Annotated in this window: 27 protein-coding genes; 10 read left to right on the top strand and 17 right to left on the bottom strand. The window is 40.0% G+C overall.

Annotation, left to right across the window (positions count from 1 at the left end; genetic code table 11):
* Nucleotides 1-46: 46 nt before the first annotated feature.
* Nucleotides 47-301 carry a hypothetical protein gene (locus ANSO36C_RS02320; RefSeq protein WP_251958213.1) on the top strand — a complete coding sequence of 85 codons (255 nt, stop codon included), beginning with the start codon at nucleotides 47-49 and terminating at the stop codon, nucleotides 299-301.
* A gap of 123 nt (nucleotides 302-424) precedes the next feature.
* Complete coding sequence (locus ANSO36C_RS02315; protein WP_251958212.1) at nucleotides 425-667, top strand: hypothetical protein; 243 nt, start codon at nucleotides 425-427, stop codon at nucleotides 665-667.
* A gap of 663 nt (nucleotides 668-1,330) precedes the next feature.
* Here ANSO36C_RS02315 and ANSO36C_RS02310 read toward each other — a convergent pair.
* Nucleotides 1,331-1,726 carry a hypothetical protein gene (locus ANSO36C_RS02310; protein WP_251958211.1) on the bottom strand — a complete coding sequence of 132 codons (396 nt, stop codon included), beginning with the start codon at nucleotides 1,724-1,726 and terminating at the stop codon, nucleotides 1,331-1,333.
* Nucleotides 1,727-2,133: 407 nt separating this feature from the next.
* On the opposite strand from ANSO36C_RS02310, the gene ANSO36C_RS02305 reads away from it, so the two are divergent.
* Nucleotides 2,134-2,733 carry a ubiquinone biosynthesis protein COQ4 gene (locus tag ANSO36C_RS02305; protein ID WP_251958210.1) on the top strand — a complete coding sequence of 200 codons (600 nt, stop codon included), beginning with the start codon at nucleotides 2,134-2,136 and terminating at the stop codon, nucleotides 2,731-2,733.
* 500 nt (nucleotides 2,734-3,233) lie between these two features.
* Complete coding sequence (locus ANSO36C_RS02300; protein WP_251958209.1) at nucleotides 3,234-6,020, top strand: zinc-dependent metalloprotease; 2,787 nt, start codon at nucleotides 3,234-3,236, stop codon at nucleotides 6,018-6,020.
* Between the two features lie 29 nt (nucleotides 6,021-6,049).
* On the opposite strand, the gene ANSO36C_RS02295 is transcribed toward ANSO36C_RS02300, so the two are convergent.
* Together ANSO36C_RS02295 and ANSO36C_RS02290 are read right to left on the bottom strand one after the other, a co-directional pair.
* On the bottom strand, nucleotides 6,050-6,949 hold the full coding sequence (locus ANSO36C_RS02295) for an alpha/beta fold hydrolase (RefSeq protein ID WP_251958208.1): 900 nt from the start codon (nucleotides 6,947-6,949) through the stop codon (nucleotides 6,050-6,052).
* Nucleotides 6,950-7,067: 118 nt separating this feature from the next.
* A complete protein-coding gene (locus ANSO36C_RS02290; protein WP_251958207.1) occupies nucleotides 7,068-7,577 on the bottom strand; it encodes a HugZ family pyridoxamine 5'-phosphate oxidase in 510 nt (169 codons plus the stop codon).
* A gap of 295 nt (nucleotides 7,578-7,872) precedes the next feature.
* Between ANSO36C_RS02290 and ANSO36C_RS33790 the strand changes: the two genes are divergently transcribed.
* Nucleotides 7,873-8,001 carry a hypothetical protein gene (locus ANSO36C_RS33790; protein WP_267145351.1) on the top strand — a complete coding sequence of 43 codons (129 nt, stop codon included), beginning with the start codon at nucleotides 7,873-7,875 and terminating at the stop codon, nucleotides 7,999-8,001.
* 346 nt (nucleotides 8,002-8,347) lie between these two features.
* On the opposite strand, the gene ANSO36C_RS02285 is transcribed toward ANSO36C_RS33790, so the two are convergent.
* Nucleotides 8,348-9,004 (bottom strand): DUF3386 domain-containing protein, encoded by a 657-nt coding sequence (locus tag ANSO36C_RS02285; protein WP_251958206.1) that lies wholly within the window; start codon nucleotides 9,002-9,004, stop codon nucleotides 8,348-8,350.
* Between the two features lie 101 nt (nucleotides 9,005-9,105).
* Between ANSO36C_RS02285 and ANSO36C_RS02280 the strand changes: the two genes are divergently transcribed.
* Together ANSO36C_RS02280 and ANSO36C_RS02275 are read left to right on the top strand one after the other, a co-directional pair.
* Entirely contained in the window at nucleotides 9,106-9,777 is a 672-nt protein-coding gene (locus ANSO36C_RS02280) for a LuxR C-terminal-related transcriptional regulator (RefSeq protein WP_251958205.1), read from the top strand.
* Between the two features lie 377 nt (nucleotides 9,778-10,154).
* Entirely contained in the window at nucleotides 10,155-10,865 is a 711-nt protein-coding gene (locus tag ANSO36C_RS02275; protein ID WP_251958204.1) for a hypothetical protein, read from the top strand.
* 259 nt (nucleotides 10,866-11,124) lie between these two features.
* On the opposite strand, the gene ANSO36C_RS02270 is transcribed toward ANSO36C_RS02275, so the two are convergent.
* Nucleotides 11,125-11,577, bottom strand: coding sequence for a hypothetical protein (locus ANSO36C_RS02270; protein WP_251958203.1), 453 nt, complete (start codon nucleotides 11,575-11,577; stop codon nucleotides 11,125-11,127).
* A 377-nt stretch (nucleotides 11,578-11,954) separates the two neighbouring features.
* Between ANSO36C_RS02270 and cobS the strand changes: the two genes are divergently transcribed.
* Nucleotides 11,955-12,728 (top strand): adenosylcobinamide-GDP ribazoletransferase, encoded by a 774-nt coding sequence (cobS, locus tag ANSO36C_RS02265; protein WP_251958202.1) that lies wholly within the window; start codon nucleotides 11,955-11,957, stop codon nucleotides 12,726-12,728.
* 102 nt (nucleotides 12,729-12,830) lie between these two features.
* Here cobS and ANSO36C_RS02260 read toward each other — a convergent pair whose 3' ends face one another.
* The 4 genes from ANSO36C_RS02260 to ANSO36C_RS02245 form a co-directional block, all read right to left on the bottom strand.
* Entirely contained in the window at nucleotides 12,831-13,286 is a 456-nt protein-coding gene (locus tag ANSO36C_RS02260; RefSeq protein WP_251958201.1) for a PPC domain-containing protein, read from the bottom strand.
* An 86-nt stretch (nucleotides 13,287-13,372) separates the two neighbouring features.
* The gene (locus ANSO36C_RS02255) at nucleotides 13,373-14,050 is read right to left on the bottom strand and encodes a ComF family protein (RefSeq protein WP_251958200.1); all 678 of its coding nucleotides are present in this window, start codon (nucleotides 14,048-14,050) and stop codon (nucleotides 13,373-13,375) included.
* 66 nt (nucleotides 14,051-14,116) lie between these two features.
* Nucleotides 14,117-14,608: a GNAT family N-acetyltransferase gene (locus tag ANSO36C_RS02250; protein ID WP_251958199.1), complete on the bottom strand. Its 492-nt coding sequence runs from the start codon at nucleotides 14,606-14,608 to the stop codon at nucleotides 14,117-14,119.
* Nucleotides 14,609-14,962: 354 nt separating this feature from the next.
* Entirely contained in the window at nucleotides 14,963-16,291 is a 1,329-nt protein-coding gene (locus tag ANSO36C_RS02245; RefSeq protein WP_251958198.1) for an alkaline phosphatase PhoX, read from the bottom strand.
* Between the two features lie 616 nt (nucleotides 16,292-16,907).
* Between ANSO36C_RS02245 and ANSO36C_RS02240 the strand changes: the two genes are divergently transcribed.
* Nucleotides 16,908-17,522: a PEP-CTERM sorting domain-containing protein gene (locus tag ANSO36C_RS02240; protein WP_251958197.1), complete on the top strand. Its 615-nt coding sequence runs from the start codon at nucleotides 16,908-16,910 to the stop codon at nucleotides 17,520-17,522.
* A 212-nt stretch (nucleotides 17,523-17,734) separates the two neighbouring features.
* On the opposite strand, the gene ANSO36C_RS02235 is transcribed toward ANSO36C_RS02240, so the two are convergent.
* The 6 genes from ANSO36C_RS02235 to ANSO36C_RS02210 all read right to left on the bottom strand — a co-directional run bounded on the left by ANSO36C_RS02235 (nucleotide 17,735) and on the right by ANSO36C_RS02210 (nucleotide 22,064).
* A complete protein-coding gene (locus tag ANSO36C_RS02235) occupies nucleotides 17,735-18,139 on the bottom strand; it encodes a VOC family protein (RefSeq protein WP_251958196.1) in 405 nt (134 codons plus the stop codon).
* An 18-nt stretch (nucleotides 18,140-18,157) separates the two neighbouring features.
* Nucleotides 18,158-18,754: a tRNA-(ms[2]io[6]A)-hydroxylase gene (gene miaE, locus ANSO36C_RS02230; RefSeq protein WP_251958195.1), complete on the bottom strand. Its 597-nt coding sequence runs from the start codon at nucleotides 18,752-18,754 to the stop codon at nucleotides 18,158-18,160.
* Between the two features lie 108 nt (nucleotides 18,755-18,862).
* A complete protein-coding gene (locus ANSO36C_RS02225; protein ID WP_323374552.1) occupies nucleotides 18,863-19,009 on the bottom strand; it encodes a hypothetical protein in 147 nt (48 codons plus the stop codon).
* Nucleotides 19,010-19,077: 68 nt separating this feature from the next.
* Nucleotides 19,078-19,947 (bottom strand): polyphosphate kinase 2 family protein, encoded by an 870-nt coding sequence (locus ANSO36C_RS02220; RefSeq protein WP_251958194.1) that lies wholly within the window; start codon nucleotides 19,945-19,947, stop codon nucleotides 19,078-19,080.
* A gap of 175 nt (nucleotides 19,948-20,122) precedes the next feature.
* Nucleotides 20,123-20,599: a hypothetical protein gene (locus tag ANSO36C_RS02215; RefSeq protein WP_251958193.1), complete on the bottom strand. Its 477-nt coding sequence runs from the start codon at nucleotides 20,597-20,599 to the stop codon at nucleotides 20,123-20,125.
* 205 nt (nucleotides 20,600-20,804) lie between these two features.
* Nucleotides 20,805-22,064, bottom strand: coding sequence for a proton extrusion protein PcxA (locus tag ANSO36C_RS02210; protein WP_323374551.1), 1,260 nt, complete (start codon nucleotides 22,062-22,064; stop codon nucleotides 20,805-20,807).
* Between the two features lie 540 nt (nucleotides 22,065-22,604).
* Between ANSO36C_RS02210 and ANSO36C_RS02205 the strand changes: the two genes are divergently transcribed.
* The gene (locus tag ANSO36C_RS02205) at nucleotides 22,605-22,928 is read left to right on the top strand and encodes a thioredoxin family protein (protein ID WP_094347267.1); all 324 of its coding nucleotides are present in this window, start codon (nucleotides 22,605-22,607) and stop codon (nucleotides 22,926-22,928) included.
* On the opposite strand, the gene ANSO36C_RS02200 is transcribed toward ANSO36C_RS02205, so the two are convergent.
* Together ANSO36C_RS02200 and ANSO36C_RS02195 are read right to left on the bottom strand one after the other, a co-directional pair.
* Nucleotides 22,915-23,148: a hypothetical protein gene (locus ANSO36C_RS02200; protein WP_190944208.1), complete on the bottom strand. Its 234-nt coding sequence runs from the start codon at nucleotides 23,146-23,148 to the stop codon at nucleotides 22,915-22,917. The genes ANSO36C_RS02205 and ANSO36C_RS02200 overlap by 14 nt on opposite strands.
* Before the next feature lie 82 nt (nucleotides 23,149-23,230).
* The gene (locus ANSO36C_RS02195) at nucleotides 23,231-25,081 is read right to left on the bottom strand and encodes a S8 family peptidase (protein WP_251958191.1); all 1,851 of its coding nucleotides are present in this window, start codon (nucleotides 25,079-25,081) and stop codon (nucleotides 23,231-23,233) included.
* Nucleotides 25,082-25,142: the final 61 nt, after the last annotated feature.

Genomic DNA, 25,142 nt, shown 5'->3' with positions numbered 1-25,142 from the left:
ACCCCAAAGAGATGCTGTATTCAACAACTCACTCACGGGGTACGAAATGAAAAACAAGCGTCAAAATGCAAGTCAAAGGGCGATGTCTACGACGGGCTACGCCTACGCATTCTTGCTAATTCTGCAAACAATGTTAATTGGCGTAAGTGCCGAAAACCGCATTCAGCAAGGAGACTCCCCAATCGAGGTTTTAATCTGGATGATTAACCAGTGTATCCCAGTCTTGAAACAAGCCAGTAGTTTGCAAGAAAAACAGAAAAAGAGCCTGTTACGCACACATCGCCGTTCTGAGGATCAATAATATCACAAGCCCCTCTTTGCTTGCAGAGAAGGGCTGTAGCTATATCTAATTAGTCTAATAAAAAGACCTCTCCCTGGTTTTACTACGCAAAACCGTCCCTCTCCGAATCGGAGAGGGACAGACTTGAACTTTAGTTCAAGGCAGAGAGAGGTTAATCAAACTCACGTTCATTCAGAACACAAGTTCATTCGTCCAGAACACAAGTCCATTCGTCCAGAACACAAGTCCATTCGTCCAGAACACAAGTCCATTCGTCCAGAACACAAGTTCATTCGTCCAGAACACAAGTTCATTTGTTCAGAACACAAGTCCATTCGTTCAGAACACAAGTCCATTCGTTCAGAACACAAGTTTTTTATCGTGTAATTACTGAGTCAGCAATCTAATCTTATTACAAAAAATACCTTAATTTGCAAGATTTACTGAACCATTATACTGTCCCATTGAGACAGTCTAGAAAGATAAAGTTAGGTTTCTAGTTTGTATATTTTTGAGTGCGGTTGGCATAAGTATATAACTCTAATAATAATAACTATCGTTTAATTCATTGAAATAATTGTACAATAGAAGCAGTTTTCTTTGTCTGTAACACTTACTAAATAACTTATAGTATATAAGTTTCCTTTTCCTAAAAAATTTTATCTGCTGCGAAAAACTTTGCTAACTGGCTAAAGATGGATGAGGCTGGTAAATAAATTAATCCCTTTGACTGCTCTTTTTATCCAACAGAAATGAAAGCATACTCACTCGATGTCAAAAAATCATCGATGCCTACCTTGAAGTAAAATATCTCAGCGTCAGAATATTTCTTGACGAAGCAGTAGAGGCGCATAGTTAACTATGCGCCCCTATTAAAAACCTATATTTTAGGCAACTGAGAAACGCTACAATCTTTCATCAAGAAGAGTAAGCGCGTTACCCAAGAAGTATTTGAAGACTTTGTTGATTTAATACCAACTTCTCTATGGGTAACTCATTTATTGGCGAAAAGTTATTACTACTTGCTGCCAATGGGATATTCTGACGCATTTAGCGTGCAACTTTGTTTGAGATATTTCTGCCTGCCTCTGCCGCACTATCCCCTACATCACTAGCGGTTTCTTGAGCGCCCTCTACATACCCAGATCCAAATTCTTTAAAGGCTTCTCCTGATTGTTGTCCAATCTTCTGAAGTCGTTCGCCAGGAGAAGCTTCTGTTTCACGAGCATCTTTAAACCACTGCCCTACTGTTTTCGGTCTTTGAGCATCATTCTGCTCTACCTTTTCACGAACTCTTTCTTTTAAGCCTTTGTCATTTTGCCCATCGCTAACATTCGTTGTCAGCATTAGAAAACCAACTAAGACAACAGCCAAAAAACCTTTTACCTGAAGTCCTTTAAGCAGGGAATTGATGTGACTAATCGTCCTAGAAATTAAATTTATCATGCCAATTAACTTATTTTTTGGGGGTACTAGTAAAGACTAACTATAAAAAGGCAATTATCCTTCTAGCAAAAGGCATATCTTAGTTATAAAAAAGAAAGGGTTCTTCAACCCTGAGGAAGAGAGAACTTATTTACGATCCTTTGTGGCTCTGAAAAAATACAATATTTGTAGATTGGGTTGAACAGGGTGAAACCCAACAAAATCAAGGATTCTTGGTGTTGGGGTACTCTGCGGTAAGCCTCTTTGTGTCTACATCCCTCAACTAAAGCTACATCTATATTTATGGTCTATTATTTTGCCTACCACCTAACTGTCTTCTTAATAGTTATTCGATATTAGATAACTTTGTATCAAAGTCTATACCTGGCGATGGATCAATTTTTGTTAGCCCATTACGTAAAAGTATTATGCTCAAAAAACTACAACAGCTAAAAGCAATTATGGCTTACAAAAACTCAGAAAATTTGGGCGATATTGCCATTCTTAAATCTGAGTTGTTTGGGACTAAAGTTTCTCCAACAGTCGCTTCTAAACTAGAACCAGTAGTAGGATATTATCCCGCAATTGATTTGAACCAATTAAGCCAATATCCTCAAGGCTCTTTTGGACGAGAATATGCCAATTATATGCAGGTAAATCAACTAAAACCATTAAACATCAGCCCAGAACTAGAAGACATTGCCAAACGTAATCTATTTGCTCTGCGATATTTAGTCACCCATGATATTTTTCATGTCTTGCTTGATTTTGATACCACCTACGCAGGAGAAATTGGTGTACTTGCTTTTGTTGCTACACAAAACTACAGTAAATCACTGCAAATCGGTTTGTGGTTGGCGAGATTGCTCTATCCAATTTTGGCTCCCCAACAAATCAAAGCGATTTTCGTCAATTTGGCGAAAGGGCAAGAACTAGGCAAAAAAGCTGATTTTTTGTTGGGCTACCGTTTTGAAGAACATTGGGAAGAACCAATTGACTATGTGAGAAAAAAGTTGAGATTAGCATAAACTTCCACAATTAGTCCAAAAAAAGCGTTTAACTGATTAATAACAGTTTTTTGAGAAGTCTCGCTCTTTGTTTATAAACCATGCTTGAGATTTCTTCGGCTGCCAAATGTAGCACTAAATACATTTTTAATGCTACATTTGGTTTTTAATACAGATAGAAGCAAAAAAACATATATCTTTAGTTCTAAAAACTATCTATCTTAAGGCATAGATTGTTAATGAGTAATTTCTCAAGAGTTATTTATAACAATCAAATAGTCACGCGATTTTTAGGCTAGTACACTGTAATGGAAGTTTGCCTAATTTTTACAAATTGCTCGATCAACTTGTCTGGTTAATCGAGATAGTAGCTGGATTTCCACCATGCTGTACTAGAGGTATTGTTTATCTGACTGAGTGGATTTATATCGTAATCCCTAGATATTTGAAGGGCTTACAGAGGACAAATTAATCCACATTTTTCCTTAACACGATAACTGCTTCAGGTGAAAAGCCCAAGGATGAAATACTGGATAACTAAATTAGCAATCTGTATAGTATTTTTGTATAACTTGTTCCTATCAGCTGATTACGCAGGAGCAAACGAGCTTTCAAATATTTCTAATATTGATGTGCAGCAATTAAATGCACTCCCAGCAGTTGAAAACTTAGCAAGTGCTGACAAAAATTTTTCTGAGATTAAAAAGGAAGATTTTTGTCGATTTAATGGCATTCTTAATAAGATAGATAAACTAGAGGGACTCTTCACACTTTATTGCAGTGAAGATTTGGGGAAAATTTACTTAGAAATTAAACCAGAGCAGCTAAATAAAAATTACCTAGCTATAGTTACATTAGAATCGGGCGTTGGGGAAAGCGGGATTTATAGTGGATTACCTATTTCTGATTTTCTCTTCTACTTCCGACGAATAAATAACAGATTGCATTTTGTTGTACGTAATGTTAAATTCCGTACAGAAAGTCAAGCAGAACAGCGATCGCTCGCTCGTTCATTTAGTGATTCGGTTCTTTATTCACTCCAAATTGCCACTATTGATCCAAACAGTAAAAATATTCTGATCAGTCTGGATGAACTGCTAATGCAGGATTTTCCCGGATTAAGTTCTTTGTTGAAATACTCTTTACAGGCTGATTACCGCTTAGATGAACGCAAGTCATATTTTGGTGATGTTAACAGCTTCCCAGAAAATGTAGAAATTGATTCGATTTACGGTTTTTCATCGTTAGAAGGAGCAAATTTAGTAACCGTACCCGATAGCAGGGCACTCACCCTAAAAGTCCACTACAGTTTTTCTCGGCTGAGAGAAAACAATGGTTATATTCCCAGACTTGCCGATGACAGAGTGGGATATTTTATTACTGCTTTTCAAAATTTCTCTAATAATAATGCTCATGAGTCATTTGTACGTTACATCAATCGCTGGCATTTAGAACCATCCGATCCTAATGCTCGCTTATCTCCACCCAAAAAGCCAATTGTGTATTGGATTGAGAATGCTGTGCCATTAGAATACCGCGATGCGATTCGTGAAGGCGTTTTGATGTGGAATAAGGCATTTGAAAAAGCTGGATTTCAAAATGCCATTGAAGTACAGCAAATGCCAGATGATGCTGATTGGAAACCAGCAGATGTACATTACAATACTATTCGTTGGTTCAATTCTTTGGATGCAGGTTTTGCCAGAGGGCCAATGCGCGTCAACCCATTTACCGGGGAAATATTGGACGCAGATATCATTGTGGATGCCAATATGATGCTATCAATTCAGCAAGAATATCAAGCGTTGATGGAAGCAAATTCATCACTGAGTACAAACCCATGTCAAGAAAAAGCAGAAGGACAGAAGGACGCGGGGAAGTTGCTGGATAGATTCTCCGCGTCTCCCAATCTTCCCGTCACCGCATCATCTTCCCCTGCTCTCTTTTTCTCCTCTGAGTTTTGCTATGATATGGAGTCTTCAAACCAAGCAGCTATAGGGGCGCTAGCGTTGTCAATTTTGCCAAATACTACAGCGAGTAGTGAAACGATGAAGGAATATGTGCATCAATATTTGCGTTCTCTCATCGCTCACGAAGTCGGACACACTCTTGGTTTGCGCCATAACTTTCATGGCAGCACCATGTTAGCGCCTGAAGAATTAAATAACACTGAAATTACTCACAGCAAAGGTTTAGTGGGTTCGGTGATGGACTATCTACCTGTGAATATAGCGCCACAGGGAATACAGCAAGGTGACTATTTCCCAAGAGTTATTGGGCCTTATGACGAATGGGCAATTGAGTATGGTTATAAAAGATCCCCACCAACAGCATTTGAGGCAATTATTCCAGAATCAGAAAAAAGTTTTTTAGATCAGATTGCCCTAGCGTCGCCTCAACCAGAATTATCTTACGCAACTGATGAAGATATTTGGGACATTAATCCTTTGGCAAATGTCTGGGATATGAGTAGTGATGTGCTACTTTATTCGCAGTGGCAGATGGATAATGCTCGTTTTATATGGCAACGTCTTGACAAGGGTTATCTATCGAAAGGAGAAAGTTATAGTAACCTGCGCCTGAAATTCAATAGAGTACTGAAATATTATTTTCGGAACGCCATTTTGCTTTCTAAATACATTGGTGGGCAATCGTTTCGGCGTCTCCATGCTAGTGATGATGCTGCTTGGGCATTTGTACCAGTTTCACTTTTAAAACAACGTCAAGCATTGATAAAGCTACAAGAGTATGTATTTGCTGAGGATGCTTTTAGTTTTTCACCAGAATTGCTCAATCAACTAGCACCATCGCGTTGGGAACACTGGGGTAGTTCTGCACGGAACAACCGCCTTGATTATCCAATCCACGATCGCATTCTGAATTTCCAAAGTGCGATATTGCGATCGCTATTAGACAGTGATCGCCTGAATCGTTTACAAGATATAGAATTAAAAACTCTGCCTAGTCAAGCACTTTCCATTCCCGAATTATTCGATACCTTGCAAACAGGGATTTGGACAGAAGTTTTGCTCCCAGGAGAACCAAAGCCAATTTCAAGCATCCGCCGTTCGTTACAGCGAGAATATCTGAATATTTTGCTTGAAATGATGTTGGGTACTACTAATACACCTGAAGATGGTCGTACATTGGCTTGGTATAAATTGCGTCAACTGCAACAAGCTATTGATATCAGACTTAAACAACTAAGTGGGCTTCCGCCACTTAATGATATTTATACCCTAGCCCACTTAGAAGCCTCTGGCGATCGCATTACTAAAGCATTGAACGCGCATTTAATTTCTCGGTAGACATTAAGATAATTCGTAATTATTCTTCCTCATCTCCCCAATTTCCCAATATACTGCTGCAATAAACCAATGAAAACTTCCGGTATTTCCAAATGAGGTAATATTCCGGCATCTGCGATCGCATAAAAATCTCGAATTGCACTTGGATTTAAATTTGCCAAGCGTTGCCCTAATTTGATGTTGGTAAATTGTGCCTTTTCTCCCCAAAAAATAAATGTGGGAATTGTCAGTTGTTGAATATATAAACTCAGATCAAAGTAAAGATCGCCCCGCAAAAATGCCAAAGCAGCAAACTTGGCATTAGGTTGTTGTGCCGAGGTTAAATAAGCCTCCACCATCTCTTGGGATACTCTTTGTGACTTCGCAAACAGAAAACTTTGTAAAAAATTGCGGACTGCAATTTCATTTTCAGCACCAAGGATGTAAATAAAATTATCTAACAGAGGTGCATTAATTACCGAAAGCGGAAGTCTGCGTCCAGCACCCTGTCCAAAATCATCAAATCCAGACGGGGAAACCAAAAACAATGCTTTGAATAAGTTGGGTTGAACAATAGCTAGGCGGATAGCAAAAGCGGCTGTCAGAGATGAGGCTACCACCGTCACTGGTTGGCGACAAGTTTGGATGATAAACTCTGCGATCGTGCTGAGATAATCCTTAATTTGATAATCCCGGACTGGATGGGCCGATTCTCCCCAGCCGATGAGATCGGGGGCTAAAATATGGTAATCAGAAGCAAATGCTGGGTAAACTTTAGACCATTCATAGGCAGATGCCCCACCACCAAAGTTATGGAGAAACAGTAGTGGGGGTAAATCTTCAGTGTCACCAATTGCCCAAGGTGCATGCGTTTGGGTATAGTAGACCATTGCCCCCAAGGATGTATGGATGACTTTATGTCCAAAGCCAGGAGGTTGAAACTGAAGCATAAAATTAAAAAGTTTAGTTTAAGTTTAAATAAGAGCCTGAAACTTTCTTCTTTACGAGACGCTGCGCGTAGCTTGCTACTCTGCAAGGGTACAACTTTGAATTTTAAATTTTGAATTTCTAACCTTGCTTTTTGTCACCATCTCCTGTGATTTGAACAAGTTGATGGAGGTTATCACCACTGATTTGATATGCTGCCCCAAAACCAACTACAAAACGACCTTCACTCGGAGTTAGCTGGAAAATCCGAAAGTCAGACAAGCCGCGCAAAACTTCGACAATTTCACCAAAACGCCCTTGAAATTGCTCAACAATTTGATTCCACTTGTCAGTTTCACGCTCTATCAGAGTTGCCGTACAATCAAAACTCAAACGACGACGGGCAAAAATTAGATTACTCTTAGCTTCATCCTCGATAAACAAGACACTAACATGAGGATTGGCATAAATATTTTTGGTATGAGTCGAAAGACCACTGACGTAAATGTAGATATTTTTGGAATCATCCATTACAAAGGGAGCATAACTAGCATTGGGTATTGCCTGTGCGCTCACGGTGCTAATGATTACACTCTCAAATGCTTCCGGAAACTTTTCGTACTCAGCTTGAATGTTTTCAAGTTGACTCATAAATAAATTACCACTTGATTAGGAACACCTAATTAAGTATCCTAACGTGATTTTCAAACTCCTTTAAAACCTAATACGGTTCAGTTAAGGCTAAAACTCTGTTATCAAAGTCAACTTTTTAACGTAGACGCTTCGGCTTGCCGCAGGCTACCGCCAAGGCACAGAGAAGCCAGTGCGTTGGGCGGGTTTCCCGACTTGAAGCAACTGGCGCGACGCAGAGAGAAGAAAGAGAAGGAAAAAATTGCTTAACTGAACTGTATTGCTTTAAAACCTCGTTTCCAGCCTCTGGCTGAAAATGCTGCTCGTAGCCGTGCCGCAAGTCTTGAGGCTACCGCCTCTAGAATGGCATTCCCAAGCAGAGATTGGGAAGATGGTACAAGCTAGCTGTATGCCCCTACTAAAAGCGATCGCTCCTTTTAACTAAGAGCGATCGCTAATGATATTACAGATTGAAGAAGAATTCAGAAGTCAGAATTCAGGAGTCAGAATCAAGACGCTCGTTCGCCTTTGGCGTCTCCCCTTGGGAGAAGACTCGCTAACGCAACTCTTAGAGACGCTACGCGAACGCTATCAGTCAGGGATTCAGACCGCGCAGGAATTGTTCGCGCTTGCGTCTCGTAGAGAAGACCACCAAACTTTCAATTTGGTGGGGGTGCAAAAACGCCGATTATTCAGACGCTCGAGTACTCGCTAACGCTGCGCTATCCACCAGTCGTACAGAATTCATTCTGAATTCTGACTCCTGACTCCTGAATTCTGTTCGATAAAGTTTAAGCAGCAACAGGTTCCAACAATTTGATGTCAGAGAAAACAAATTCTTGAGTAGAAAATTGTCCTGCTGTCTCAGTGCGAATCTCCCGACGATTGAGGATGAAATAGTCACCAACTTTTTCATACTCATCAACAAATTCGCTTCTACCGCCCTTTTGTTCCCCAGTTTTAGGGTCATGGTACACAGAGTCATAACGGTGGGACAGGTAGCCTTCCCCAGTGTCATGACTGCTGAAGGTGTCTATGGTTACATAAGTACCGTGGATTAGACGGTGAACATGACATACTTCATTATTGCGGACTTTGTATTTATCGCCCTCAGCCTTACCACCCATTAAAAGCTCAACCGCACCAGTTTCGTCAGTTTTTCCATAGCTAAAGGTATTGGCGCTGTGGGTGTCTTCAAAGCTGCGGCGGACGCGGTGAATTGCTATCTCCCATGCTTGACCATGAATTGCTTTCTGTGCTGACTCGTCATCTACATCCAAGACTTCGGCTTTCAGATTGGCAGTAATGATAACTTTGCCTGTAAACACTTTATCATCATGCTTAAAGGTAATATTTGCGGTATAACCGGGAAAATTCTTGTCCCAAGTATAGCGGTTTTCATAAGCAGCCCGGAAAAGTTCCTGAGCAGAGAGTTGTGTAACTGTCATGTGCTTCTCCTAGTCGCTACTGTTAATTAGCGTTTTAGTTTCCTTGGTATTAGCATAGAAGTAATTGTTGAGGCTTGGATAGTCCCCAACTGGGTACACTTATGACTAATTCTCTCCACGCTGTATTTCATGCGATCGCCAATGTCCAGAATGAGCAAGAATTAAGACTAGCTCTCACGGATAAAATTGGTGAGCATTTTAGCGTGCAAAATTGGGGCATTTATCTTCTAGATGAGCAGCCAAGCACTGAGATTAATGTTTCAGGCATCCCAGCAGTATGCTTAGAAAGCAATCCAGTGGGGCGCTACGTGGTTGAACGTCATGCTCCCGCTCATGAGCAGTTATTATTATCACCAGCAGCCTGGAAGCATTTTTGCTCGCGTTCAGATCACGAACACGTAATGACTGGGCCTATTGTTTACGATGGTCGTCTTGTCGGAACCTTGAACTTAGCTCGTGACAAGGGAAATCCTGCCTTTAATGGCAACGATTTAGCTGATTTAAGCGCTTTATGTATTCATTTATCAGCGAAAATGGCAACCCTACGGACAAAACCCAAAATATCCAATTCACTTTTAACAAGTCCTCTAACAGCCCGTGAGTTAGAAATTGCTGAATTGGTGGCACAGGGGTTAACGAATGCCGAAATCGGGGAAAAACTGTGGATTACGCAAAATTCTGTCAAACAAGCTTTGAAGAGGATGTTTCGCAAGTTAAAGGTTTCGGCGCGTGCAGAAATGGTGGCCAAGCTACAAGATATACAAGTTTCATAAATACGGCAGAATTCAGGAGGCAGGATTCAGGAGTAAAATAGGGTTTATATCTAAATCTAGCTAAATGTCGAAACTTAGCTTCTGTACTTCACCTTCCTGGAAATCTGCTGTATATAGCAATCTTTGCAGCAGTTACGAACAAAAATATACAGAATTTATTCAAGAAGTCCGGTATCTTAACCTCTCAGTATTTGCAAATCAAATAGGATTACTATAATATTATTGGGCTGAATTAAATAAAAACTTTATTTTTTGACAGTTTTGTTTTTTGGACAATAGTAATATAAGTCTTTAACAAAGTCTTAGGCAATTAAGACTCAGCTATACTTTGAGTAAGTTCTAAAGAACTTAGTTAGTTTTGTAACAGGAGAAGTAGGGTGCTTAACAACCTTCATCAGTTATTATCTCCCCGGCAGTGGGGAATTTCCCTCGCGGGCTTAGGCTTACTTCTCGGTTTGGGCTTTCTAGCCAAGCAGACTCAAGTAATATCAGTTAAAGATTCTTCATTATCATCATCGGCTCAGATTCAGAAAACTAAAACTTCCGAAAACTCTCTTTTAGCGCAACTAAGAAAAGTTCGAGAGCAGAGAAGTCAACTTAATGCGGCTTCTGGAGATAGAGGAGTTTTCTCTCATCAGAGCGGAAAAACAATACCTACAACCACAGCGCTGGTTCCAAATAGTCAGGGAGCCACAAAAAGCACAGGAGTTTTACCAAAAGCAAATTTTCCTGCAAAAGATGGGATTTACCTCTATGGTCAATCTCCAAAACCAAATGAGCTTGGTCAAGGTTATATCATATTTCAAAAGCAGCAGGCCAAGATAACGGGTGCATTGTATATGCCCCAATCAGAGTTTAATTGTTTTCAAGGTTCAATCAATCCATCAGGAGAGTTGGTGATGACGGTTAATGGTTCATCAACTCAAGCTAGCTCTGAGCAGTCGAATCAGGTAGCTACAAGTAATAGACTACCCAAGGTTGGTGAGGATGAGTTAAACTCTTACGCTTACTCACTGGCTCTGCAAGACTTTTATCGGTTAAATTCTATCACTGCTAGCGATCGCCGCACGCTGCAAATGTGTAAATAATCTTCAAACTCTTGGTGATGAATTTTTGAGTGTTTTCATAACTTATCATCCAAAAACCAGCAGTTTGCTTTTTAAGTAAGGTAGAAAATGCAGGACTCACGCATCATATATAAAGAGTTTCTGCCTTTTGCCTCTGGTAGTTGGGCAATCAAACCAAATAATAGCAAAACTATACAAACTAGGGGCAATTCAGGAATTGCCCCTAGTTCAATAAAGTACAGTGTTAGATAAATTTGGTATAGTTGTAGTTGTAGGTCTTTTAGAAAGAATCAGAACAGTCATCGTCGATTTCGGCATCCCACCTCGCTGAGAGTACTTGCTCCATCATCGCTTCTATAGCGCTGACATTGAAGTTTCGCTCTCGTCGCTCTTGTAGGGGGGTTGAGCGGGGAATCAACCGCAGACACACCCCTTCTTGCATCAAATCGAAATAGGTTTCTTGTTGTGAGGACTGTTTTAGTTCCAAGTAATCAAAACTACAAACATTCAAATATAGGGCATGGTTAGCCACTAAGGTAGACCTTTGCGGATTGGCAAAAACCTCCATCACATCCCCTTCACCCTCGCTCAGTACCTTATCTTCTTGGGTGTAGATGTAGTGGACTCGACCTAAATCTGTCAGCAATCGCCGTATGTCGAGCTTATTCACAATGATGCCCGTGTTAATAATGCACGGAGCTGGTATCCTGGTGTCGGGTAGATGGTGACTCATAGGAAAATAGCGATTGAGCTAAGGAGAGTGGCAACATAGCTAAACAGTCATAATTGAGTAGCTTGTTTACTTCCTATATTTAAAAAAATATCAATTTTGTGGAACAATCGTCTAACAATTTAGAGTAAGTTTTTAGTTAGCGAATACAAAATACAAATTTTGCTCCCTGATGGAATTTTAACTTCCCAAAATCAATGGATTTTTGTATAAAAATTGCCTACTAGTATTTGCTTACCACTTAGACAAGCATAACAAAATTTTGAAGGAGAATGTTTAATAGAAGTAAATCTTATCTAAAGTTTTAAAGTCTGCTCATGTAGATTTTACCTATATCAAGACAATTATCCAGCCATTTACCAAATATTAATGTAATTCAGATGACGAAACAGCAACAGTGGTGGGAAAAGCTGCTGTTAAAGCTGGCAGCTAGTATTATATTTTACACAATTATTCCACTACCGTATTTGAACGGATTGGACTTTCGGGGAGTGGCAAGCCTTGCTTCGTTTATAGGGTTGATAATTGGGGGAATTTTAGGATTAGTAGATACGGGAATGGATTATCTTGGTATGCCCGTGTTAACTCGTAGTGCTTTGGTAGTAAGTGTTTGGATTGGCATCACTGGAGGATTGCACTTAGATGGGGCAATGGATACTGCCGATGGTTTGGCAGTGGGCGACCCAGATCGGCGATTGGAGGTGATGGCAGATAGTGCTACAGGTGCTTTCGGAGCAATGGCTGCGATCGCCTTGGTGATATTAAAAATAGCAGCTTTGACAGATATAGCAGAAAGCCGTTGGTTGTTGCTAATGGCTGCTTGTGGCTGGGGACGTTGGGGACAACAGCTAGCGATCGCCCGATATCCTTACCTGAAACCAACTGGCAAAGGTGCATTTCACAAACAAGCCATTCGTTCTTACAAGGATTTGTTACCGGGGCTGTTGTTGTTATTCGGTTTAAGTGGTTTACTTTGGCTGATAGATAAACAGCAACTATTTCTCACACTGGCAATGATAGTTGTTGGCAGTGCGATCGCCACTTTAACTGGTGCATGGTTCAACCACAAACTAGGTGGACACACCGGAGATACCTACGGCGCAGTCGTTGAGTGGACTGAAGCCTTATTTCTCTGCGTATTGACCGCCTTTTAATAAATCAGGGAGATGAGGGAGCAGGGGAGGCAGGGGAAGTAGGGGAGAATAATAATTTTTAAATCCTGACTAATGACCAATGACCAATGACCAATGACTAATTCATTTAATCGGTTGCAGCTTTGTCACCTTGAGTTTAAAAACCCCAACCCCAGTTTCCCCAAAAGACCGGACACGAATAACATAATTCCCTGTCTCTACGATGCGAGTAAACAGTAAGGAATTGCTACTACCATCAGGGCCATCATCATTTTCTGCCAGAGTTGAACCATTAGGTGCTAATAATGTGATAATACTGTCAAAGTTTTCCGATGACAGGTCAACCGCTAAATTATCGCCCTTATCTAACTTCACCGTGTAATCACGGGCAAACCCACCTTGACCTGTGGGTATATCTTTATCTGAGAGACTATCACTAATTTCAGTACTGTTAGATAAAGGAATTGGACTATACAACTTATTTTGAGCAAAAGCCGCACTTGTACTTATGCCTATTCCCAGCAACATGGCAGGAATAATGATGAGTTGTTTTAAACCCGCCGCAAAAACTTTATTCATAATACTTCAAGAAATTTTTCCACGAGAATAGGGTAAGTTGGTCAATTAATGCGCTTTTAAGTCCAAGATTGCCATTAATTCTTGATTTATCCGTCTTTGACGGCGGTGGCTACAGCTACTAATCCTAAGACCACAATTCCATTCTGACGAAGTGTTTGCACAGCAGACCTGGCAGTAGCACCAGTAGTATAAATGTCATCTACTAACAGCACTGGGGCATTTGGGGGACGATGACGAAATTCTTGCCCAACAGCAAAAGCTTGAGCCAAGTTTTTTTCTCGTTTCGATACCGATAATCCAAATTGGGCTTCCGTTTCTCGCACTCTTGCTAAACCGTTTAGTTTTAATTTTAATCCAGTTACTTCGCAGAAGCTTTGTGCTATCAGTGCGGCTTGATTATATTTACGTTGCTTTTGTTTGCTAGCGTGCAGTGGGATGGGAACTACCACAGGTTGGCTATCTCGCTTCGGTGAATTTAACAACCATGCTTCTCCTAACCATTGACCCAAAGGACGAGCTATTTGGGGTTGATTTTCGTATTTCATTGCTGCGATCGCTCGTTTCACTGGGCCACCATATTCCCCCCAACCAAATACTGGTATAGGCTCTTGCCATAAAGAAATCGGGTCTTGGCGTTGACATTTTTGCAGTTGTCTGGTGCAGTTTTGACAGAATTCTTGGGAAGTTGCACGTTGACATAAGGGGCAATGGGATTGGAGAAAAAGATTGAGTAAGCCTGCGAGATTTTTAATCCAAGTGTGCATTTGTCATTTGTCCTTTGTCCTTTGTTTTTAGCTAGTGATTCTTGATCAATGACCAATGACCAATGACTAATCACCATTGACCAATGACTTAACATAGACGCGATCGCACCTTGTTGTTTCTACGCCCGTTGCTGGAGTGTAGCCGTTGCTTTCATACAGCTTGACTGCTTCTACCAAAACGCTGGAGGTTTCAATCCAAATTTGCTTAAAACCACGCTCTGCGATCGCTGCTTCTAGCTGTTGTAACAAATATTTCCCTAATCCTAAACCCCTGATGCTGGGCAAAAGATACATTTTGCGTATTTCTACAGCTTTTTCGCCTCGGTGTATGGGGTAGTATGCCCCAGTACCTACTAACTGGCTTTGGTGTTCAATTACCCAAAACTCTCCCCCAGTAGCTAAATAACATTCTTCTACTCGCAGCACATCTTGGTCAGCGCCCTTTGGTTCCCAACCCAGACCGTATTCTGATAATACATAACTGATAACCTCGGCGGCTCTGGTGCGATCGCTTTGCACCCAATCACGAATTAAAAAATCTTGATAATAGTTTTTCATTACTATTTGCTGGTCAAGTTTACACAGAAAAATTTTCCGCATCTATATCCCAATTTACCCAGCAAATAGCTTTTATGGCAGAGTCCGTTTCAGGCGGTACTCTCAAGGTGTCAATGAAAAGACTTGGGGAGGGAAATGATCTTCCCCTCCCCAAGTCTTTTTACCAAGGATAATTCAACGATATAGTAGCGATGCCTGCGGTGGATCTACGCCTACGCTGACATTGATATAGGACTCATATTTGATTTTTGAAAAAACTCCGTACACTCAAAAAGTCTTTTTTCCTACTCCCCACTCCCAGCCTACGCAAATAATTTCAGTAATCAAACCGGATTCCTATACTACAATTTGATATCAGTCTCTATGACTTGTCCAAGGGCCCCAAATTGCGAAAGTAATACCAGAAAAGATATTGACAAACAAAGTCTTACCATCTGGCGAAAAACATGCCCCAGCCAGTTCACTGGTATTGAAAGCGTTACGTGCAAAATTATAAAGTTCGCCGTCAGGGGTCACACCTCTTAAGTATTGTTCACCACCTCCATCTTCGCAGAGGATGAGATCACCATACGGTGTCACAACTATGTTGTCGGGAGCATCGAGTTCATCTCTAGATGTAGACTCTACAAATAATTCAATTGTCTCTTTCCCTGGAATGTAGCGCCAAACCTGACCAAACCCATTCGGATTACCACTTGAGTTAGTAGAACCACCATTCGTACAGCAAAAATAAAACTCACCTTTGCCATACCAGATACCTTCCCCACGAGCAAACTGGGCTGCTCCTTTTGCAAAACCTTCTACTCGTATAGTATCTTCAGGCGGATTGGGATCAGTAATCGTCACCCACTCTACTTTCATCGGCTTTTGCTTGGGAAAACCAGTAAAGGTTTTTGCTTGATAGATATCTTTTATTTTTAAGGCTTGAAGGGTTCCTCCTGCTTTTAAATTGCCACGTTCTTTTGGGATAAAACGGTAAAAGAGGCTATCTCCCCGGTCTTCTGTCTCATAGACAATTCCAGTTTTGGGGTCTATAGCAACAGCTTCATGGTTAAAGCGTCCCATAGCTATTAGAGGCTCAGGGTTTACAGGAGAAGTGGCGCTAGCTGGAACCTCAAAGTTATAACCGTGGGAAGTTGAGACATTATTGGTGGGATTTGCTGGGTTATTTGTAGCCACAGTGGAGGTGTTTTCTTCACAGGTAATCCATGAACCCCAAGGAGTTGGCCCACCTGCACAGTTACGATAGGTTCCACTTAGGGAAGTAAAGTGTTTGATTAACTGACGATTAGGCCCAATAACTAAGTTTGTTGTACCACCTTTACAAAGTGGATCATAGGGTCTTGGCCCGATGACTTGTGTAGTTGAACCAGGGCTAAGTTCGTGGTTGCGAACTAAAATTACTGTGTTTTTGGGGCCTGGGAAAGCCGCCATCCCATCAAGATTACCTGGCACTAAAGTGCCATCGTTCATGAGTTCGCCTGTTAGAGAGAAAGTTCGATACTGAAATCCGGCTGGTAAATCTAACAAACCATTGGGATCTGGTACAAGTGGCCCATATCCTTTACCAAATTTTCGACCAAAGGTTTGTCTGGCTAGAAGACCTTCCAAAGGAGACACCATCAAAGTGCCGACAGCAGTTGTACCTGCTACTGCAAAGAATTTACGTCTTGAGAATGTCATGAGGATGGTTTGGTTACTTAAAAAAGACTGCTGAAGCAAAAATATTTGATCTTGATTAAACTTGGGTAATGCTTTATTTAATTTATGGTTAGTAAATAAAAGGTGAATTTATATTAAATCTGCCTGATTTTTGGTCTGCCTGATTTTTGGCAAATTGATGTATTCAAACAAACCAGCTATCTAAGGTTTAGGGCTATATACAAACAAGTAAATAAAAGAATAGATTTTATCAATTGTTGAGTTTTAATATCTTAATTCAGCACAAGTAATTATTGAAATAATGTAATAAAAATCAGCGTGAATAAAACATTATTTGTTTAAGACGAGTTAAAGAATTGCTTAAAGTATATAGCGTAATACTATTAGTATAAATTATATATTTCTGGCTTGTATTAGAAAAAACAATCAGCAGATGTCAGCAGATTTTTGACTGTGAGTGATACAATTTTTCTAACCTAATTTCAGTGATTAATGCTGTGTTTAATCTCACTATTTAGGTAGATGAATTCACTTTATATAGTTCATCTTTTAAAGAATAATCAGTATTGGCTTCCATACTGATGAAAAGTTTACAGACGAATACAACATTAGAATCTATTACTGTTATCAAAAAAAAATGAAAAGCATTCGTAACCAAATCAAAGCTACTCTAGCCGTTGCCGCTTTCAGTTCTATAGCTACTTTAATTAATGTTTCCAGTGCTGATGCTGCTTCTTATAATCTTGATTGGCTAGGAGATAAAGGTTATTCAGCTAAGGGTCAGTTCAGCTATGATGATAGTTTTCTGGGAAACCTCGTCACACAGGATCAACTGACAGATTTTGCCATTTCTTTCTTCAACCCCCAGGGAAGTTTGTTGCAAAATTTTAACTACGATTTTCCTCAATCGGACAGTAGTTTCAATTTCAACTTTGATACAATCACGAAGACTGTTTTACAAACTGGCAATTTTGACACATCTAATGGTTTTGATTTGGGAATTGACTTTGCAAAAGATGTGACGGGGTTAGCTTTTTATACTTACCTAAATCCTGAACAAGGATTGCCAACAGCTAAGATATTCTTGAAAGATGACCTTTCACCAGAAGTATGCGCCACATACCCAAACTGTAGGTTGGATCTTGGTGGTAATTTGACAGCAACTGCTATTCCTGAACCTGGCGCAATTCTTGGTCTGGTGGTAGTTGGTTTAATGAATAGAGTTCTCAAGAAAAAGCCAGCATCTACATAGCCAGTAAATCTGAATAGTTGAAGCTAGCCTGATTAGAACTGTAATCAAATATTATTCTAGCTTTAATAACTAAGAAATTTGTCAGGCTAGAAATGCCTAATAATTGTAGGGGAACGTATCACAAATATGTCCCCTATTTATTGTGTAATACCGTTGGTGTTAGAGCCAAGTTTGTAGTTTAGATATTGGATAGTTGTGTTAGCAACAAACTTTTAACTGACAATTCCGAGATTATTGTAGATTTCGATGAGATTGCCATCAGGATCGCGGAAATGAGCTGTGCGAATTCCCCAATCGGGGCGATCTTGTGGTTCAGTCACAATGATCGCATTATGATTTTTTACTTGCTCATAGACTTCATCCACGTTATCGACTGCGAAAATCAAGGCAATTTTATCTCGATTGACAACATAAGAAGGCTGTTCGATTCTGGGGACTACTTCAGCCATTAATTCTTTTCGGAACAAACCGAGCTTGAGATATCCGGTATTTAACTCAGCATATCCGCTATCTTCATCGCCCCAATCGACATCAAATTTCAGCAGATCCCGGTAGAACAGAAAAGAATCTTTGTAGTTGGAGACAAGCAGTCTCAGGTGTGTTAGCTGAAGCTTCATATCTGTTGCCTTAGTCTACTAACTGTGAATTCTAGGTTCTGGGTGCAAATTCGCCAACAACTCACTTTCGACAATTGCCAATTCATCAAGCCGTTGCATGACAATTTCTTTGTCGAAATAAGTAGCAGCTAAAACCCAATATATACCGTAGTGACGCGCTTCGGATGCCATTAGCCCACGATAAAATTTTGCTAACTCTGGCTCTGGACAGTGAGCAGCTAATAATCCCAGGCGTTCGTGAGAGCGAGCTTCGATTAAACCAGTGACTAGCAAGGAATCCAAAAATCGCTCAGGTTCTTTGGGGCGGACTTGAGCTTTTAAACCCGCGCCATAAGGAGGCGGTGGTAAGGGAGCCAGGGGAATATTCCGGCGTTCTAACCATTGGTTAACTAGCTCAAAGTGTTCTAGTTCTTCGCGGGCGATCGCAGTTAGCTCCCGAACCATTTTAGTATTGGAAGGGTAGCGAAACATCATGTTCAAGGCCACGCCTGCTGCTTTGCGTTCACAGTGGGAGTGGTCGAGTAAGATGATGTCTAAGTTAGCGATCGCTTGTTCAACCCAAGCAGAGCTAGTGGGTTGTTTCAGGGCGTTGATAGTCGGTAACTGAGTAAGCACAGAGTCAATCAATTTTGGATTTTGAGTTTTTCCATAGTTTAAACTAATAGTCCACCATAGCGCTTTACATTTGTCAGGCTGATGGGGCGACGTTCATTATAAGCCTGTTCAATTAGCGATCGCGGCGGGGAATTTTGCGGGTATTGATAGCACTTTAACTAGAGCAGTCACACCGCCTGCTGAGGCTGCGATCGCCACTATATCAAAGGCAGCATCATTAAAGTGAGGTGGATGATTTTTGGCATTTTCTGCCATCTGAATTATGATTTTTTGCTTATGATAATCTGCATAGCTTCTTTAGTGCATTGCAAAAAAATGATCAGTTAATCTTCCTGCTCTAAAATTAGTTTTGCCTGCAAAAGTTGCTGCCTATGTTCCTCATTAAATATTGGGTATTGCAAATTTAGCTCTTGTAATTTTGTGCAGATAATATTAGCCACTACTAGACGTGTAAACCATTTGCGATCGGCAGGAATAATATACCACGGTGCCCATTTAGTACTAGTATAGTTAAAAACCTCTTCATAAGCATTCATGTAATCATCCCAAAAAGCTCGTTCTCGGACATCATTATCTGAAAACTTCCAATTTTTTTCAGGAGAGTTAATCCGTTCTAAAAAGCGTTTTTTCTGCTCTGATTTCGAGACATTTAGAAAAAACTTGAGGATAATTACACCATTATTTACCAAATATTTTTCAAAATTATTAATTTCTCCAAAGCGCTGTTTCCATATCTTTTTTCCATCAGGGAAGTGAGGAAGCTGTTGTTTCTGAAGCATTTCTGGATGGACACGAACTACTAGCACTTCTTCATAGTAGGAGCGGTTGAATATCCCAATTCGACCTCGTTCTGGCAAAGCTCTCATTGAGCGCCAGAGATAATCATGGTCTAATTCTTCCGCACTGGGTCCCTTAAAACTAAACACCTGAAATCCTTGGGGATTAACACCAGAGGTAACGTGTTTAATAGTGCTATCTTTACCAGCAGCATCCATTGCTTGAAAAATAATTAACAAGGAATATGTATTTTGAGCGTAGAGAATATTTTGGTAATTAGCTAGTCGTTCAACATCTTCCTGTAATTTAATTGCAGCATCAGCTTTTTCATGAAAATCATTCTTATAAGCTGGGTCATAGTTTTTTTTCAAAGAAATCTTTGAACCTGGCGGAACAATGAAAGCATCATGATCCATATATAAATCTCCTTTGCCAGCTAACAGTTAATTAATACACAAGCACATTTTTAACTATTAATTACTCAATTTTCTATTGTAATTATTAAATTACAATACCTTTGTAGAGACGCAGCACTGCTACATCTCTACAATCTTTTTCACTGATATTTCGATCACAAAACTTAATTACAAATTACTTGCGTCGCTTTGGCATAGGACGCATTGCTTCTCGACCCAAGATAAACATCCCTGTGATACCTAAGCTGACAAACCAAACATATTGATACCAATATAGCTGAATCTGTTCAACTGTATTAAATTTTGGATGCAATGTGTTTAAGTATAGCAGCAGCAACAATATCATGAGCGCCCCAAAACCAACAAAGCTCAAGCCAACAAGAATTCGTACAGGACGCAGTTCAAAATCACTAATACTGTCTAAGTCAATTTCTGCCAGTTCTTTAAAGGAGTCGTCTGCCAAAGATGAGGTTGCTTGGAATCTATTACTCAGTTTTGGTGGCAAAATCGGCGATAGTGTTGCTACCGTTGGACGACGTAGCAAAGCTTCAGTATCTCGTAGCAATTCCAGTGGTTTACGAGTACTACTTGGTTGAGCAAACTCTATGTTGTCTGTAGGAGTTGGGGCATTGGCTTTGCTTTCAAAATCCATAGCACACTTTGAAAAAACTAGGATATACATAGCCTAGCGAATCAGGAAACAAAAGCGCCAAAATAATTCATAATGATACTCACGGACTCGCTACACAAGACTTCTTCCTTAAAAGTAAAGCAGTGAGAATAATTCAAACTAGGTTAAGTAATGTAAAAAATATTTTAGATTAGTTTTTAGTGTACCCCTTTAGGGATCTTGCTACTCATGCATCATCCATCTCTTTTAATGTAGCTAATGCCGACGGAGATAAACGGCTGAGATAGCGGAAAATCCAGTATTTAAAAATAGTGTTTAAAATCACAGGAAATGTAGCAATAAAGAAAAAGATTAAGTTTCTACTGGCTGGCAAACCTAAATGTTCGGCCAATCCTGCAAGAAGAACTTCCCACCCTTCTGGTGAGTGAAATCCTACAAACATATCTGTAAATAGAATAATTAAAAAAGCTTTAGCGCTATCGCTAAGACCATAGACAATAGTATCCATAAAAGACTTGATAATCCAAATTTCTCTTTTGCTAAGAGCGATAACCATACCAAAAGAAAATAGTGAGATTAAATCAGCAAAAACATTACTAATTTCATTGTTACTTTTTATCCTAAATTCTTCAGACATTGCAACTGCTTTATTTTTCAGCTTTTGTTGTGTTAGCTCTGAAGAAAGTGGTGGCGCTTTATCTAGCAAATATTCAAATCTTAGCTTTTCTTGAAAGTTATGTAATTCATGGAGAGCTTCTTTTTCCATGTCAGAATTGACAAAAACTTTAGTTGCATCATTTCCTCTAACTCTTTGTAATATGGGGATTACTAAAAACTCTTTAGATAATTGCTGAGTCAAAAATGGTACAATAATTAGAGTTATCAAAAATCTCAAGGCAATTTTTGTTCTATTTCTAGAAAATCGATAATTTCGGATAAAATCTTCTTCTGCCTGTGGTGCAAAATCTGCTCTAACTCTATTAAGAGTTTTACTTATAGACATCCAAAACGCTCTAGGATTTGGAGATGGAGATGTTGCTTTAATATTATTAATATTAGATGAATCTGGCTGTTTGTTAATTTCTATGGGTTGAGAAGTTGATCCTAATGTGCTGCTACTAATTAGCTGAACTTTGATAGCATACTTTTCTACAACTTCATCAATAACTTTAAGTTGATCTAAGAGAATAGAGTTAGATATATTTATAAATCCCCGACTTAATTGGAACTCTGCAAGTCTTAGCTTGATAATAGTTAAATTTTTATCAAGGTATACTTGCCAGTATGACATGACATTTTCAGTATATTTTACTGATTCTGAAGATATTTTTTTATTATCAAAATGTTCTAGCTCGATGTTTTTAATTCTCTCAGCTGCTTGGTAAGCTTCTAAGAGTGCCCTTTCTGGTGTATTTAAAAACCAATGGTTAAGCGATCGCCAGTATTTTTTCAGCTTTTTGCGAAGTAATTTTGCTGTTTTGGGCAATGAATATTTCATTATATATTATGACTATTTATACAATTTGTATTATTTTATATAACCATGAAAAATAATTAACAACTAGTTTAAAATATTGTTAACTATTACGGTAAACCAAGGAAGTGGGTGAAAATAAATTAAACTAGATTAAGTAATGTAAAAAATATAGAAATTAGTTTTTAGTCAGCGGCTCTAGCCCTCATTTGTAGACTAAAGTCCTCTCTCCAAGATGCTAGGCAAACACTACAAACTTTTAATTATTTACGTAGTTAGATTGAGTTATGAACTCAGTATGCCACTATTTTGGAAACAAATACTTAAGCTATATGTGATTTAAATAACGCTAAAGATGAGCTAAATAGCGAGTCCAATTTAGATTCAAGGTAATTAACCACGGGGCGATCGCGAGTAATTTCATATTATCTGTAAACTCAGATGAATTGGCATAAGTTTCAGCCTTAAGTTGACATTAATGACCAGCTATATGGTAATATTTCATGGAAATATGCTAAAAAACTTTGCTTAAAATCAAAAAGTAGCCAACCCATGAGTTTAGCTGTAATTAAGTTCTCTTCAGAAGAGTGCGGCATCTGCCATAAAATGTCTTTTTATGACAAAAAGGTGGCTGAAGAACTGGGTTTAGAATTTATCGATGTAAAAATGCAAGATACGACTGCTTACCGCAAGTATCGCAAGATTTTATTGACTCAATATCCTGATAAATCAGAAATGGGATGGCCTACTTACATCCTCTGCAATTCTCCAGAAGGGGAATTTCAGATTGTGGGTGAGGTAAAAGGAGGTCATCCCAAAGGAGAGTTTAGAAGCCGTCTGCAAGAAGTTCTGGATTCTACAGCTAATCAGAACTAATTACCTCAAAAGATTTAATCTCCAGGACAGGGCCAATCATGGCAATAGTCATGATATCTTCGCGCACCTGTCCTTTAACTTTTGCTTTTTGTCCGGTTTTGAGTAAATCTTTGTCAGCCCCTCGGAGGATTTCGTAAGTAACGCCCTCTTCTGTAACTAACGCCCATGCGCCTGTACCAATATCACGGCGTTCGATTGTACCTGTAAGTGTAATGCTCATAAAAAGTGCTGAGTTGGGGATTGGGAACTGAAGAATAGAGACTGGGGATTGGGGAATAATTTTCCTAGTCCCCAATCACTTTTTATGCCGTTTTTTCTTCGTTTTTCAATGCTAAACGAGCAAGTCCATAACAGATTAGGGCATTGGCAATGAGGAAGAGGCGTGCTAAATTACCACTTCCCAACCCCCAAACTGCCGAATCAAAAAACGCACTTGTAGTTAAGCATGCTGCTACACCTAAAGTTGAACCAATAGCAAACCATTTCCAACTAGGATGTCCCAGCAGCAATGCCATTAACACAACGGGAATAAGTACACTCGCAAACAGGGGATTCAAGGCATCAGTTCCCTGGAGGGTATTGCCTAATTCGGGAATTGAACTGCCCAAAACCCGCAAAGGCCATTGGGGAAGATCAAAAATATAGATTCCCTTGAGGAAGAATAACCCAGAACTGCCGGCAATTAGTCCACTAGATAAAGACCAACTCCAAGTGAAGGGGAAGTAAACCCGTAAAAACCAAGCCAGTAGATAAGAACCAACTACCATTAAAACCTTAGGTAACAGTGCCACTGCACCACCATCAATCCAAAAGCCGGCGTTAAGATAGCCGTTATCGCGTAACCAACGAAAGAAATCTGGAAAACTGATTTGTCCGCTAAAGGCTAGTTTGACTGCTGCTTCTGCATTAAGTTGTCCAGCGCCATAATAGTTCAAGCCATCATCTTGGATAACTCGCGCTGATTGCTTGAGGACTTTTAAAACTTCATCTGGTTCTTTGATGCCAGCAGCTCTGATTAATGCCGCAACACCAGCAACGTGGGGAGCAGCCATGCTTGTACCCTGGAAGCCCAGAAATACTCCTTCGCCCTTTTCATCGATGGTTTCTTGGAGAATTTTACCAGCTTCACTGCCACCAGGAGCCGATATATCTACTCCTGCGCCAAAGTTAGAATAAGGCGCTCTTTCGCCATCTGGGCCAATTGCCGAAACGCCAATGACGTAAGGATAGCGGGCTGGATAGCTTGCCCCATTAGTGTTTTCATTGCCTGCTGCGGCAATAATAACTACATCTTTTCTATGGGCATACTCGATCGCTTCTTTCATTAACTTGCTTTCACCGACACCGCCCAAGCTCATATTGATCACATCTGCGCCTTTATCAGCAGCAAATTTAATCGCTTCAGCAATATCGGCAACGGTACCACCGCCATAAGAACTGAGTACCTTTAGCGGCATCAAACTGGCTTCGTAGGCAATTCCAGCTACGCCATATTTGTTATTTGTCGCTTGGGCAATAGTTCCGGCAACATGAGTACCGTGACCGTTATCGTCTGTGGCTTCTTCTCGGTCGTTAACAAAATCATAGCCCTTGACGAATTTTGTCTCATACAAGTCACGAACCTTGGTAATCCCAGTGTCAATCACTGCAACTGTGATACCGCTACCTTTGGTTTGACTCCATGCGCCTTCAATACCGATTTTGTGCAAGTTCCACTGCTTGCTGTAATATTGGTCATTGGGGCCAGTTAATGAGGGGCTTGTCTCATCATCTTCTTGGGGTCTTAAAAATTCTCCTAGCCAAGCGGCTTTGCCCGGTTGGGGAATCTTGTTGTAGATATAATTTGGTTCAATGAATTCTGTCGCTTGGGCAAACTGAGATTTTTTCAGTTCTTTGAGCCGTTGACGATCGCCCTTGATAATATACACATTATCTTTTTTAGAAAACTTGTTGTCTAATTGGGGTGTAACATTGTATTGTTTGGCGATCGCTTGCAAATTCTGTTCCACTACAAGTGATGGAATATCTTCCCGAAAATCAAGCAAAATCGTCTCAAACTCTCCTTTAGCTGCCAATCCCTGAAAATTCAGGAAACCAAATATGGCAGATCCCAGCCCAATGACAAACAAGCACAATAATATAAGCTTTCTCATATTAACTCATCACCGCTTTTTGCCAGTTTGCTCACTACCATAACTTATCTCCATCCTTTAG

It is taken from the genome of Nostoc cf. commune SO-36 (assembly GCF_023734775.1).
GTDB lineage: Bacteria > Cyanobacteriota > Cyanobacteriia > Cyanobacteriales > Nostocaceae > Nostoc > Nostoc commune_A.
The sequence above is the reverse complement of the archived record's forward strand: the minus strand, read 5'-3'. Positions and strand labels throughout refer to the sequence as shown.